Here is a 13,035-nt window from a genome sequence, read left to right on the forward strand (position 1 = left end):
CGCCCATTGGGTCGTATAGCCATGCAATGCGGGCGTATGAATCCGCCCGGAGGCCCCGGCCACGGGCGTACGGAACCCGCGCGAAGGCCGCGGCCACGGGCGTACGGAACCCCGCGCGACGCCCGGCCGCGCGGGTCACGGCAGCGGAACGCTATCCGGCCATCGTGGCGACCAGCACCGCCTTGATCGTGTGCAGCCGGTTCTCCGCCTCGTCGAAGACGACCGAGTGCGGCGACTCGAAGACCTCGTCCGTGACCTCCAGGGAGGTCAGGCCGTGCCGCTCGTGGATCTCACGGCCGACGGCGGTGCCGAGGTCGTGGAACGCGGGCAGGCAGTGCAGGAACTTCACGTCCGGATTGCCGGTGGCACGCAGCACGTCCATCGTGACGGCGTACCCGCCGAGCAGCGCGATGCGCTCGTCCCAGACCTCCTTGGGCTCCCCCATCGAGACCCAGACGTCGGTGGCGACGAAGTCCGCGCCGCGCACACCCTCCGCCACGTCCGCGGTGATCGTGACCCGGGCGCCGCTGTGCGCGGCCAGCTCCTTGGCCCGGCCGACGATCTCCTCGTCCGGCCACAGGCCCTCGGGCGCGACGATCCGTACGTCCATGCCGAGCAGCGCGCCGGTGATCAGATAGGAGTTGCCCATGTTGTACCGGGCGTCGCCGAGGTAGGCGAAGGCGATCTCCGGCAGCGGGCGGCCGGGCAGGTGCTCGCGCATGGTCAGCACGTCGGCGAGCATCTGGGTCGGGTGCCAGCGGTCGGTCAGGCCGTTGAGGACCGGTACGCCGGCGTACCGCGCCAGCTCCTCGACGGCCTCCTGGGAGCTGCCGCGGTACTCGATCGCGTCGTACATCCGGCCGAGCACCCGGGCGGTGTCCTTGACCGACTCCTTGTGCCCGATCTGGGACGCGGTCGGGTCGAGGTAGGTGGTCGAGGCACCCTGGTCGGCGGCGGCGACCTCGAAGGCGCAGCGCGTACGGGTGGAGGTCTTCTCGAAGATCAGGGCGATGTTGCGGCCCCGCAGGCGCGCGACCTCCTCGCCCGCGCGCTTGGCGGCCTTCAGCTCGGCCGCCAGGTCGACGAGCCGGCCGAATTCCGCCGCGGTGAAATCCAGCTCCTTGAGGAAGTGGCGGCCCTTGAGGTCCGTGGCCATGGTGGCTCCTAGGTCGCGGCAATCGATATGAGTGGAAGTGTATACGACGCACCGTATCCCTATACAGGCCGTCCGGGCGCCCGTCCTCCCCATCCTTCCCGCACAGGGGCCGGTGCCCGCCCCGAGGCTCAGACGCGTTTCCCGGGGCCTATACGGGGTCGCGTTCCACCGGGCAGCTCATGCAGCGCGGGCCGCCCCGGCCCCGGCCCAGCTCACTGCCCGGAATGGTAATGACCTCCACGCCGCGCTTGCGCAGGAACGTGTTGGTGGTGACGTTGCGCTCGTAGGCGACCACCACGCCCGGCTCGACGGCCAGCACGTTGCACCCGTCGTCCCACTGCTCGCGCTCGGCCGAGTGCACGTCCTGCGTCGCGGTCAGCACCCGGATGTCGTCCAGGCCCAGCGCCGCCGCCATGGCGCGGTGCATGTGCTCCGGCGGGTGGTCGGTGACCTTCAGCTCCCGGTCGCCGGCGCCCGGCTCGATCGTGTACGAGCGCAGCATGCCCAGCCCCTCGTACTGGGTGAAGGTCCCGCCGTCGACCATCGTCATGACCGTGTCCAGGTGCATGAACGCCCGCCGCTTGGGCATGTCCAGCGCCACGATGGTGCGCGCCGACCCGGCCGCGAACAGGCCGCGCGCCAGCATCTCGACCGCCTGCGGGGTGGTCCGCTCGCTCATGCCGATCAGTACGGCGCCGTTGCCGAGCACCAGCACGTCGCCGCCTTCGATGGTCGACGGATAGGCCCCCTGCCCCTCCGACCAGACGTTGAAGCCGCCGCCCCGGAACAGCTTGTGGTGCCGGTAGATCGCCTCGTAGTGCACCGTCTCGCGCTGCCGGGCCGGCCAGCGCATGGCGTTGATCGACACCCCGTCGTACACCCACGCCGAGGTGTCGCGGGTGAACAGATGGTTGGGCAGCGGGCGCAGCACGAAGTCGTCGAGGTCCATCACGTGGAAGCGCACCGAGGTCGGCTCCGGGTGCGCCGCCAGGTACTCCCGCTTGGTCATCCCGCCGACCAGTGCCTCCACCAGCTCCGGTACGGGCAGCGCGTCGAACACGGCCCGCAGGTGGTCGGTGGCCAGCGGCCCGTACTCCTTCTCGTGGAAGACCCGGTCCAGTACGAGCTCGCGCGCCTCGGGAAGGTGGAGGGTCTCGGCCAGCAGGTCGCCGAACAGGTGCACCGCGACGCCCCGGTCCCGGAGGATGTCCGCGAAGGCGTCGTGCTCGGCGCGCGCCCGGCGCACCCACAGCACGTCGTCGAAGAGCAGCGCGTCCTTGTTGGTCGGGGTGAGTCGTTTCAGCTCCAGATCGGGGCGGTGCAGGATGACGCGGCGCAGCCGCCCGGCCTCGGAGTCGACGTGGAATCCCATGGGCACATCTTCGCGGTTCGGGGGCCGCGGCGGAGGGCTCCGGACGCACCGCGACACGGAGATTCCGCGGCCGCGGGGGTACGGCCCGCTGATCGGCGCCGGGCCCGTACGCACGGCCTAGGACCCCGCCAGAGCGATGACCGCGATCAGAACCACGGCGACGGCGAACAGCATGAGCAGCGCGCCGACCCAGAGCCGGCCTGCGGCGTCCTCCGTATGGTCGTAGGGGGTGTCCGGGGGGCGGCTTTCGCGGGGGCGGCGGGCGGGGAGGTGGAAGCCGCGGCCGGGGGTGCGGCCGGGCCGGGGCTCCTTCCGCGGCACCGCCGTCCGGGTCGCGGCGTCGAACAGCGCCTTCCAGCCCTGGTCGCCGAAGCCGGTGGGTCCGCCGCCGTCGAGCAGCTGCCGCAGCACCGCGCGGCCCCGGCCGCCGTGGCCGTTCCACAGTTCCGGCAGGAAGCGCGGCAACAGGCCGGGGGTGCTGCCCTGTCCGGCGTACGGAAGCACCAGTTCGCCGTAGAGGAGCACGGCGGTGCGGATCCGCGTCCGGCCGTCCGGGCCGGTGACCGGGTCCTCGTCGCGGTCTCCGCCGTCCGGGCCGAGGAACAGGTGGGACAGCAGGAGGCGTTCGCAGACGGCGCGGGCGGCGGGGACGGACCGCTGCGGGGCGCGGTCGACGAGGACACGGGCCGCGCGGTCGGCCTGTGCCGCGGGGAGGCCGCTTTCGAGCACTTCGAGGAGCACGTCGTCGGTGCTGTTGTGCAGATAGCGCGCGGCGTCGTCGCCGTTCTGGCGGAGGGCTCGGCGCAGGACGTCCGCGGTCACGTCCCGGGGGAAGCCGGTGCCGGCCCGGACGGCCTGGCGGGGGTCGTAGGACTGCCCGCCGCGCTCCTCGTACGGCGGGTCGTCCGGCGGGTCGTACCGCTGGGCCCGGCTCTCGCGGGGCGGGTCGTACACCTCCCGGTCGTACACCTCCCGGTCGTACGCGCGGCGGTCCTGGCTCCCGTACGCCCGCCGGTACGGCTGTTGTTCCTGGTCCTGCCGCATGTGGTCGAAGACCCGGTCGTCGTACACCTCCGCGCGGGCCGGGCCGTCCGCCCGGTCCGTACGGGAGCGGCGGTGGTCCACGGCGTGGCTGAGCCACTTCAGCGCCTCGTGCACCAGGCGCACGCGCTCGTCGAGGCGTTCCTGTTCGAAGACGCGGCGCTCGGCCAGCGCGCGGCGCGTCTCGCGCAGGGCTTCGGGGTCGTAGCGGTGTTCCAGGTAGTGCTCGACCAGCCGCTCCGCGGCGTCCCTGGCCTGGTCGCCGTGGTCGGGCGGGCCGTCGTCCGGGCCGTCGCCGCCGGATGCGCCGTGCCCCGCCCGTGCCGGGTCCAGACGGGTCAGCTGCTGGTCCTGGGTGGCCGACTTGTGCCAGCGCGTCACGAAGACGTAGCGGAACGGCCCGCCGTCCCGGGTGTCGTGGGTGGCGAAGGACCAGGAGTCGGGCAGTGACGTTCCCAGCAGCTGGCGCAGCCCCCACAGGACGGGGACCGGGCCTTCGCCGCCCGTGTGGTCCAGGACGGACAGGCGCCTGCGCGGGCGGCGCAGGCGCTCGGCGAGCACCGCGGTCAGCTCCTCGGGGAACCGGCCGGTCCGTTCGGTGAGCGCCGGTGCCGTGCGGTCGGCCGCCGTCCACAGCACCCGGGCCGGTACGCAGTCCAGGGTCCGGCCCTCGACCTCCCGCAGGTCGATGCCGCTGCCCTCCCAGCGCCAGTCGTGCAGGCCCAGGCAGCGGCCGGGCGTCAGCACCGAGGCGCTGCCCAGCAGCGCGTGCGAACAGGTGCTGGGGCGGCCGCCGCGGTCCCGGTCGGGAATCCGCCGGAGCAGCAGGACCGACCGCTCGGCGCCCGCCTCGGCGGGCAGTTCCACCCGGGCCAGGCTCTCGCGTGCCGTTTCGTCGGGGACGCGCAGCAGCGGGGCGATCCTGCGGTAGATCGGCTTGAGCCCGTCCCGGTTGCCCGACCAGGCGACCGGTCCCACGCCCGCGCCGCCGACGGCGTGGTCCGCGTCCCAGCGGAAGACGATCTGGTGCACCGCTTCGGTCGCGTTCACAGTCCCACCTCCTGGGGGTCGGCTCCCGGCAGGAGCCCGCACATCGCGAAGACCGACAGCAGCGGGGTGAGCACCCGCCGCGGCCGGACGCCCTGCGGGAAGCCGCCCGCGTCCTCCTGGCCGCCGGTGGCGGACGCGAAGTGCAGGGTGCACCGCGCGCAGTCGGCGAACGGCTTGAGCCAGGCGGGCCCGCCGTGGTGCCGCAGGAAGGCGTAGACGTCACGGCTCTCCGCGCGAAGGGCCCGGGCCGACGGCCGGGCGCTCTCGGGGGCGGTCAGCCAGCGCGCCACCGCCGGCTCGAAGCGGATCAGGTCGCTCTTGCCCACCACGATCGCGGCCGCCGCGTCCACGTACGGGCCGTCGTGGCGCACCCGGTCCAGCACGGTGCCGAACGAGCGGTCGCCGAGGTCGTCGGCGCGCTGCTTGGTGCGTTCGCGCACCGCGTCCAGATACGGCAGCGGCAGCGCGCGCAGCGGGTCGACGACGAAGATGAACGCGCTGACGGCGGCCAGGAAGCGGGTGACCCGGCCGGTGCGCTCCAGGTCCTCGCCGGACAGGTCGAAGAAGACCACGGGCCGGGTGGTGCCGCCCCGGCTGACCAGCAGCCCGTCGGCGAACTCGGCGAAGTCGGTCTGCTCGGTGTGCGCCAGCGTCTCGCCGGCCCGCAGCTTGAGCACCCGGTCGTCGAGGTAGGCGCGGTGGGAGTCGGCGTGCAGCGGGACGGCCTTGAGCCCGTGCGCGTCCAGCGCGCCCCGCTCCACCTCGCCGATCATCGAGGCGAGCAGGTGGGTCTTGCCCGCGCGGGAGCTGCCGACCAGGGCCACCGTCAGCGGTTCGCCGTTGGTGAGGTAGGGGGCGGGCAGGTAGTGCTCGGGCATCCCGGCCGTGTTGCCGCAGACCTGGAACGCCTCGCGCAGCGCGTCCTGGCGGCGCAGCGGGTTGTGCTCGCCCGTGAGGTCCAGGCGGACGAAGGTGCTGGTCTCGTCGCGTACGTACAGCCGGTCCTCGTCGAAGGCGATCGGGTCGAGGCAGTACGGGCACACCACGGGGCGGGGTCCCGGGCCCATCGGGTACGTGCTCACCGGCGGCCTCCCATGCCCGTACGGCCGGAGCCGAAGAGCGCGCGCAGTCCGCGGCCCGGTGTCCGGCCGGGCCCGGTGTCCGCCACCGGATCGTCGTCCAGCCCCAACGCGGCGCGTTTGCGGGCCAGTTCCTCGTCGAAGGCGCGGCGCCCGGGATCCAGGGGATCGGCCGGGAGCGGGCGCCCCTGGAGCGGGTCCTGCCGGTTGAGCATCCGCAGCACCTCGACGGGGTGGCGGCGCTCCTGCGCCGTGGACGCGAACGCGGTGGACAGCACGCCGAGCGCGGGCAGCCGGGCCAGGTCCCGCGGCGGCCCGTCCGGCTCCCCTTCGCGGCCGGTGGCCAGGTGGTACATCACCTGGGCCACGCTCCACAGGTCGTCGCGCGGGTCGGCGGTGCCGTGTCCGGCGCGCTGTTCCGGCGCGGCCCAGGGCGCCTCGCCGAGCGCCTCGCGGGGGTGGCCGGCGCGGGTGGCGAGGCACGGCTCGGGCAGCCGGACGTGCCGGCCGTCCCACCGTACGGTGTGCGGCGTCAGCCCGCGGTGCACGACCTCGACGGCCTGCAACAGCCGTACCGCCAGGACCAGTTCGCTGCGGATGCGCTCCTGTTCCCTGACCGTGGCCCGGCCCGCGAGCGCCGCCAGCGGGCGTCCGCGGGCGGGCTCGTAGAAGACGAACGGCTCCCGTACGTCCAGGTGGTAGCCGCCGAACCGGGCGAACAGCTGGTGGTACGGCGCGTCGCCGAACGCCCGGCGCACGGCGAGGCCGACGCCCACCTCCGCCTCCAGCCGGTCGCGGGCCCGGTGGTCGGCGCGCGCGGTGTGCGCGAGGCGGTACTGCATCACCCGCCAGTCCTCGCCCAGCGTCACGGGCCTGGCGCGCAGCGGGTGCCGCTGCGGCCCGGCGGGCAGCTCGTCCCAGTAGGCCGCCGGCAGTCGCGCGAGCGTGCCCTCGTCCGTGAAGAAGGCCAGCTCCGTGCGGTCACGCGCCGGGCGGCCGCCGTTCCGCGCGGCGGCGTTCCCGGGCGCGGCACCGCCCTCCGGCGCGCGGCCGGACGTCCGTACCGTCTCCTGCCGGTCCGCCCACTCGTTCATGACGTCCTCTCATTCGTTCGCGTTGGCGGACAGTTCCGGCCCGGTGGCGCCGTCGTCACCGCGCAGCCGGACGGTGCGCACCGATCCGGTGCGCACCGGCAGCAGCCGGAAGACCCCCGCGTACCGGCCGGCCGGGGTCCACACCAGGTCGTCGGTGCCCGGACCGTGCCCGTCGGCGGGCGGCGGGCCGTCGCCGTGCCGGGTCACGTCCGGGGCGAAGCGCACCCCGCGGGCGGCGTGCCGGTCGCGGGAGAGCACCCGGCGGTGCTCGGCGGCGCACAGCGGGACGGTGCCGGTGCCGTCGCCGTGCGCCTGGAGGACGCGGGTGACCCGGTCGGGGGCGAGGCCGAGCAGCACCGCCGGGTCCGGCCGGGACGCGGGGTCCCGGGCGAAGGCGGGGGCCGCGGCGACGCCGTCCCGGGCCAGCCGGGCGCTCTCGTCGTCGATCAGGGCCCGTACCTCCCGGTCGACGGGGAGTGTGGTGGCCGCGCCGGGGTCGCGTTCGATGGCGCCCCAGTACGGGTCGAGGAGCCCGGCGATGCCGTCGGCGAGGTCGCCGACGAGGGTGGCGACCAACTCGGGCCCGCCGTCGCCCGCTTCGCGCTCCAGCCAGGGGACGGGCACGTCGTCGGGCGGGGTGGCGGCCGCCGCGGGCGCGGGGCCGTCCGCCGTCCGCCGGGGCGGCGGGACGGTGTCGGCGAGCGGGTCCTGCCAGGGGGTGCCGTGCGCGGTGTCCGGGTCCGCCGCGCCGGCGCCGTCCCGTCCGCCGGGCTCCGGTTCGCGGTCCCAGTCGTCCCAGTCGTCCCAGCCCTGCGCGGTGTCGTCGTACCGGGGATCGACGGTCTCGAAGGAGTCGTACGACGGCTGCGGCTCGGTGTGCCGGTCGTACGACGGGCCGAACCAGTCGTCCTCCAGGAGGCCGGCCGACGGTGCCCGCGCGCCCGCCTGTACTGCGCCGCCGTCGCGGCCCGGCGCGGGCGCCGGTTCGCGGCCCTCGGCGGCGTCCGCCGCGCGGCGGATCATCCCGGCCACCGCCCGCGCCCCGTCGGCGCAGTACAGGCGGGCGTCCGCCAGCAGCCAGTCGTGGACGACGGCGTCCGCCAGCAGCCCGTCGAGGGAGTGCAGCACCTCCCGCCCTTCGGGGCCGCCGCCCGCCGCCCACCAGGTGTCCAGGGCCGCGGTCCACCGGCGTACGGCCAGCAGCGGCAGCGCGATCAGCGCCACCAGCAGCACGCTCAGGCCGAGCCAGGCGGGAACCGCGAGGGTGTGGCCGAGGGTGCTGCCGATGGCCGCGCCGACCAGCCCGGCGCACAACTGTGCCAGGGCGCCCGACCGGCCGCCGCCGTCCAGGTGCCCGTCCCCGGCGCGGCCGGGGCGGCGGGCCAGGGCGAGCGTGGTCAGCCCGGCGGCGGCCAGCGCCGTGAGCGGGCCCAGTGCCCAGCCGGGGCCCGGCCACAGGCCCGCCGCCGCGGCGACGGCACAGCCGCCCGCCAACTCCCCGTAGGCCGCGCCGCGCACCTCGAACGGCCGTGGCCCGGCCAGTTGCCGCGGCAGGTCGGGCGGGCACAGCTCGTCGAGCCGGCCGAGGCGGGCCGCGCTGCCGGTCGGCGTGGCCAGGTCGGCCAGCACGCCGAGCCGGGCCGCCGTCGAGCGCAGCGGCAGCCGGCGCGCCAGCAGGTTCTGGGCGAAGCCGCGCAGTCCGGGGCCGATCCGGTCGCGGGCGGCCTCCGGCACCCGCGGCAGGTCGATGCCGTGCTCGTGCAGCCGACGGCGCTGTTCCGGGGGCAGCCCGACGCCGTCGCCGTCGCGGAGGATCTCGGCGACGGTCTCGCGGTAGGCGGCCAGTTCGGCAGCGGCGGCGTCCAGACTCTCGGCGAGGTCGGCGTCCCCGCCCCCGCCGCGCAGCAGGCCGCCCGCGCCGCGCTGCCGTTCGTACGCCTCCTCGGCCTCGTCCAGCGCCGCTTCGCAGGCCCGGAACCGCTCGTCGGCCTCGCCGCCGGCGCGCCGCCACTCCGCGCGTTCCACGCTCCGCGGCATCCCGGTGCCGATCAACGGCGCCAGCGCGGCGGGCACGCCGCCCGCCTCCGGGTCGGCGACCGTGATACGGCCGCCGGGGTCGTCCTGGCCGACCAGGTCGGCCAGCGCCTGCCGCCAGACGCGGGCGCGTGCGGTGGGCGAGAGGTCGTGCTCCAGGACGCGCAGGGCGGGCACGGCCACGCCGTCGGGAAGCTCCGAGACGGCGTGCAGCACGGCGTCGAACACGGCGGGCGCCGCGAGGAGTTCGAGGAGCGGGCGGAGCGCGCCCGCGTCCTCCCACGGCGCGGGGTCGGCGGCCGTGCCGCCGTGCGGGTCGAGGACCCACAGCACGCCCACGGCGGGCGGGCGCAGCGGCGAGGGCCGGTTCAGGGCCCAGGGGGTCGGCGCGGGCGGTACGGCGATGCCGTCGCCCGGTTCCGCGGGCGGGGCGCCGACCGCGACGCACAGCGCGTGACCGGGCCCGTAGGCGAGGACCTGTTCGTGGATCCGCTGGTGGCGGGCGAGGCCGTCGGCGGTGTCCACCAGCAGGAAACGGTCGGCCGTCCGGCCCGGGGTGCCGTCCAGCGCGGCGCGGACGGCGCGGTGCAGCCCGTCCGCGCCGGCCAGTTCCCCGGGGCCGTCCCGCAGGTCGAGGGTGACGACCGGAGCGGTGGTACGGGAGCTCACAGCAGGCCCTCCTCCCTCGGCTCCTCGTCCCACGGGTCGGCCCACAGGCCGTCCTCGGCACGGTCCCCGGGGCGCGCCGTCCCCTCGGGCTCCGGCCGCGGCTCGTGCGGTCCGCCCGTCTTGCGGGGCGGCGGTTCGTACGGGTCGGCCGCGTACCGTTCGGGCCCGTGCCGTCCGGGCCCGTGCCGTCCGGGTCCGTACGCATCGGTCGGGTGCGTGTCGGTCGGGTGCGTGTCCGTCACGTGTGCGTCGGCCGCGTACGGATCGGTCGCGTACGGCCGGGTCTCGCGCGCCCGCTCCTCCCCGGCCGGCTGGTGTCCGTTGGCCCGGTGTAGCCGGGGCGGGGAGCCGCCGCCCTTGCGCGGCTGTGCCTGCGCCTGCGCCAGGGCGCGCAACGAGGGCCGGTTGGCCCGCAGGCTCCGGGGGAAGCGCAGGTCCAGCGCGCCGTCCAGGGTCGTGGTCCAGAAGTGGCGCAGCGGCTCGATCCAGTCCTGGTCCTCCGCGTCCAGGTCACGGGCGCGCTGCCGCAGCCGGGCGGCCTGCGCCGGGGCGACCTCGCGCAGGAAGGTCCAGAACAGCGGGTCCGGTTCCCTCGGCGTGGTGCTCAGCCCCTCCGGCAGGGCCTCCATCAGCACCGAGCAGAAGTCCTTGACCGCCGACCCGGCGTCCAGCAGCGCCCAGCGCTCGTAGGCCCGCAGCAGGTCGGACCAGCTGGAGACGTCCCGGTCGTACGGCTGGAGGGCCAGCGTCATGGTGGCCGAGTCGCCGCCGCGCAGCCGGAAGCAGACGCTGTCCGGGGAGAGCGGGTCGCCGACGGCCTCGACCCGGCCGTTCCACATCGCGCACAGCATGCGCTGGAGCACCCGCTGCCGGTCGCTCTCCGTGCTGGCCAGCCAGGAGTCGCGGTAGCCGGTGCGCTGGCGCCACTGGAGGTGGTCCTCGCGGCCCTCCCGCTCCCTGGCCCGGCCCCACAGGCGCAGCACCTGCCGCACCTCGGAGATGTCGGTCAGGCTCATCTCGCTGCGGAACAGCACGACGGTGATGGATTCGGTGGGCACGGCGCGGAATTCGGTGGGCAGCCGGTTCTCGTCGCGCGGCAGCAGCAGCGACTGCTCCAGGAAACGGTCCACGCTGCCCTTGGCCTTGGTCTGCGGGCGCACGATGAGCGTCTTCAGCTTCCCGGTGCCGTCCGGCGTGAACCCGGCCGGCAGCAGGCCCGCGAGCTGGGAGCGGAACTGGTCGAGCCACTTCTCGTCCACCGCCTCGGCGGACTCCTCGTCGCCGGACGCCGCCGCGAGCAGATCGCCCAGGGACGGCAGCAGCGGCCGCTCCTGGTGGACGCCGGCCTCCCCGAACAGCTTCTTGATGCGGGCCTCCAGGACCTGCTTCACCTCCTTGACGACGGCGCGCGGCGAGCGCTGCACGGCCTCCAGGGCGTGCTCCCAGTGCTGCGGTTCGACGATGCGGACGAGCAGCGCGGCCTCGTCCTGGTTGTCCGGGATGCCCTCGCGCTGGAGGAGACGGGTCAGGACGTCGTCGTAGAAGGCGTCGAGGGTGTTCTGCGGCGGCAGGAGGTAGGACACACCCGTGCGGTCCTCGCGGTACAGCTCCCGGCGCCGCTCGCGGAACAGGCCGTTCTCCTCCTCCTCGTGGTCGCGGAAGGCCCGTACCAGCGCGGTCAGTTCCTTCATGGCCCGGTCGGCGAGCGGGCGCCAGCGGGGCTCCTGCTCCTTCCAGCGGGCGTGCCAGACCCGGCAGGCCGCCCAGCGGTACCAGGCGTCCTGCTCCTGGAGGGCGGCCTCCACCTCGGGGTCGCCCCAGCGCGCGGGCACCACGCCGCCCATCCGGCGGCCGATGCGCGGCACCTGCGGCGGGCTGGTGTCCACGCCCTCGGGGCGCTGCGGGCGGTTGCGCCGGTTGTCGAGCATGCCGGAGAAGCCGGCCTGCGCGACCCGGTCGCGGTCGCCCGGGTTGCCGGTGAACACCCGCTCCAGGCGGAACGGGTCGTGCTTCTTGAGCAAGGTGAGCAGGCCGCGGCGCGGGTTGAAGCGCTCCGCCAGCTCCACCGAGCGGCGGTCCAGCTGCCGGTCGAGCTGGGCGAGCTGGTCCTCCATGTCGCCGACCCGGTCGCGCAGTGCCTGGCTGATGGCCTTGGCTCCCTTGGGCACCGGGTCCGGCGCCTCCACCTTCAGCGCGTCCCGGACCCACACGTCCTCGATGCCGGACTCCTTGAACGCCTCGGCGACCAGGCCGCGCTGGTCGGCGCCGCCCTGGCGCGCCCGGTCCACCAGGCCGCGTACGGCGCAGGCGAGCATCCGGGCGGCGACGATCTCGGCGAGTTCGTCGACGGGCACGGTCATGGAGGCGGCCAGCGCGGTGGACATGCCCTGGAGGCCGATGCCGGTGGCGGCGGCGGCCGACCGGCTGGTGCCGCGGTTGACGAAGCTGGCGGCGAAGGACTGGTAGGCGTCGTCGGCCCGGCCGCGGGAGTTCTCCTCGCCCAGGTCGGTGCCGATCAGCGAGGTGACCATGGCGGTGATGGAGCGGCGCAGGTCGTCGGGGCGCATCCCCGCGGTACGGCTGAAGAGGAACGCCGTCTGGACGGTGGAGGTGCGCAGGCTGACCGGCACCATCTCCGGGTACTTCACGCTCAGCGAGCCGCGCTGTTCGACGTCGCCGAGGTCGGCGGTGGCGTCCGCCGCGTTCTGGTCGTCGACCAGGTGCGAGAGGTCCACCAGCGCGCGGGCGGCGTTCAGTTCGGCCTCCCGGCCGCCGCCGGACTCCGGCGGGAACGCCGAGGGCATCACGACCAGCGGGTAGATCTTGGCGCCCGGCAGGTTCACCGAGTGGAAGGCGTGCCCGAGCAGGTGCAGGAAGTCGTAGAAGATTCCCGCGCCCGTCCCGCCCGCGACGGAGAACGCCACGAACACGTCGTAGCCGCGGATCTGCCCGCCGCCCAGTTCCTGGAGGTCGCCGGCCGACTTGCTGAGCGCGTCGATCGCCGCGCGCAGCGGGCCGAGCACCTGGTCGGGGCCGTTGCGCATGGTGGCGAACAGCGCGGCCCGGCCGACGGTGGGCAGCTGCCCGGCGCCGGTGTGCAGCGGGGAGACGCGGGGTTCGTCCACTCTCGGCGGCAGCCAGCCGGCGGTCTCGTCGTGCTGCGCGATGCGCAGCATGCGGGTCATCTCGGGCGAGTTGTCGTAGGTGGGCAGCAGGTTGTGCACGGCCCGGGAGGTACGGGCGAACGCCGCCGCCTCGGGCCCGCGGGTGCTCAGGTGCGGCAGCCGGTCCAGCTCGGCCTCGCTGAAGTCCGCGTAGACGAACTGCAGGCAGTCCGGCAGCTGGAAGGGGACCCGCTGCTTGCCGCGGCCGACCAGGTCGGTGCCGTCCGGCCCGCACAGCTCGCGGCGCAGGTTCCGCTCCAGCTCGGCGCCGATCCGGGCGCCGGTGCCGCCCAGCCCCACGAACAGCATGGGCTGGTAGATCTTCATGGTGTCGCTCCCCTCGTCCGCCCGTCGGGGGCGGCCTGTGCTGCGAGAT

General features: G+C 75.2%; 7 protein-coding genes. All 7 read right to left on the reverse strand.

Translation table 11 applies throughout. The features are described from left to right. Positions 1-151 precede the first annotated feature (151 nt). Positions 152-1,156 carry an ornithine carbamoyltransferase gene (argF, locus tag CP973_RS29360; RefSeq protein ID WP_150246913.1) on the reverse strand — a complete coding sequence of 335 codons (1,005 nt, stop codon included), beginning with the start codon at positions 1,154-1,156 and terminating at the stop codon, positions 152-154. 148 nt (positions 1,157-1,304) lie between these two features. Further along, on the reverse strand, positions 1,305-2,528 hold the full coding sequence (locus tag CP973_RS29365; RefSeq protein ID WP_150246914.1) for an arginine deiminase: 1,224 nt from the start codon (positions 2,526-2,528) through the stop codon (positions 1,305-1,307). Between the two features lie 117 nt (positions 2,529-2,645). Continuing rightward, positions 2,646-4,619: a hypothetical protein gene (locus CP973_RS29370; RefSeq protein ID WP_150246915.1), complete on the reverse strand. Its 1,974-nt coding sequence runs from the start codon at positions 4,617-4,619 to the stop codon at positions 2,646-2,648. Then, a complete protein-coding gene (locus CP973_RS29375) occupies positions 4,616-5,701 on the reverse strand; it encodes a TRAFAC clade GTPase domain-containing protein (RefSeq protein WP_150246916.1) in 1,086 nt (361 codons plus the stop codon). Before CP973_RS29375 ends, CP973_RS29370 begins: the two co-directional genes overlap by 4 nt. Continuing rightward, positions 5,698-6,792: a serine/threonine-protein kinase gene (locus tag CP973_RS29380; RefSeq protein ID WP_150246917.1), complete on the reverse strand. Its 1,095-nt coding sequence runs from the start codon at positions 6,790-6,792 to the stop codon at positions 5,698-5,700. The genes CP973_RS29375 and CP973_RS29380 overlap by 4 nt, the downstream gene beginning before the upstream one ends. A gap of 9 nt (positions 6,793-6,801) precedes the next feature. Continuing rightward, the gene (locus CP973_RS29385; RefSeq protein ID WP_150246918.1) at positions 6,802-9,495 is read right to left on the reverse strand and encodes a hypothetical protein; all 2,694 of its coding nucleotides are present in this window, start codon (positions 9,493-9,495) and stop codon (positions 6,802-6,804) included. Beyond that, the gene (locus tag CP973_RS29390; protein ID WP_150246919.1) at positions 9,492-12,986 is read right to left on the reverse strand and encodes a tubulin-like doman-containing protein; all 3,495 of its coding nucleotides are present in this window, start codon (positions 12,984-12,986) and stop codon (positions 9,492-9,494) included. Before CP973_RS29390 ends, CP973_RS29385 begins: the two co-directional genes overlap by 4 nt. Between the last annotated feature and the right edge of the window lie 49 nt (positions 12,987-13,035).

Source organism: Streptomyces albofaciens JCM 4342, assembly GCF_008634025.1.
Lineage (GTDB): Bacteria > Actinomycetota > Actinomycetes > Streptomycetales > Streptomycetaceae > Streptomyces > Streptomyces albofaciens.

What these genes read in the sequence shown, in the direction of transcription:
- CP973_RS29380 (WP_150246917.1), bottom strand. Translation starts at nt 6,792, where the DNA reads ATGAACGAGTGGGCGGACCGGCAGGAGACGGTACGGACGTCCGGCCGC.
- CP973_RS29390 (WP_150246919.1), bottom strand. Translation starts at nt 12,986, where the DNA reads ATGAAGATCTACCAGCCCATGCTGTTCGTGGGGCTGGGCGGCACCGGC.
- argF (WP_150246913.1), bottom strand. Translation starts at nt 1,156, where the DNA reads ATGGCCACGGACCTCAAGGGCCGCCACTTCCTCAAGGAGCTGGATTTC.
- CP973_RS29365 (WP_150246914.1), bottom strand. Translation starts at nt 2,528, where the DNA reads ATGGGATTCCACGTCGACTCCGAGGCCGGGCGGCTGCGCCGCGTCATC.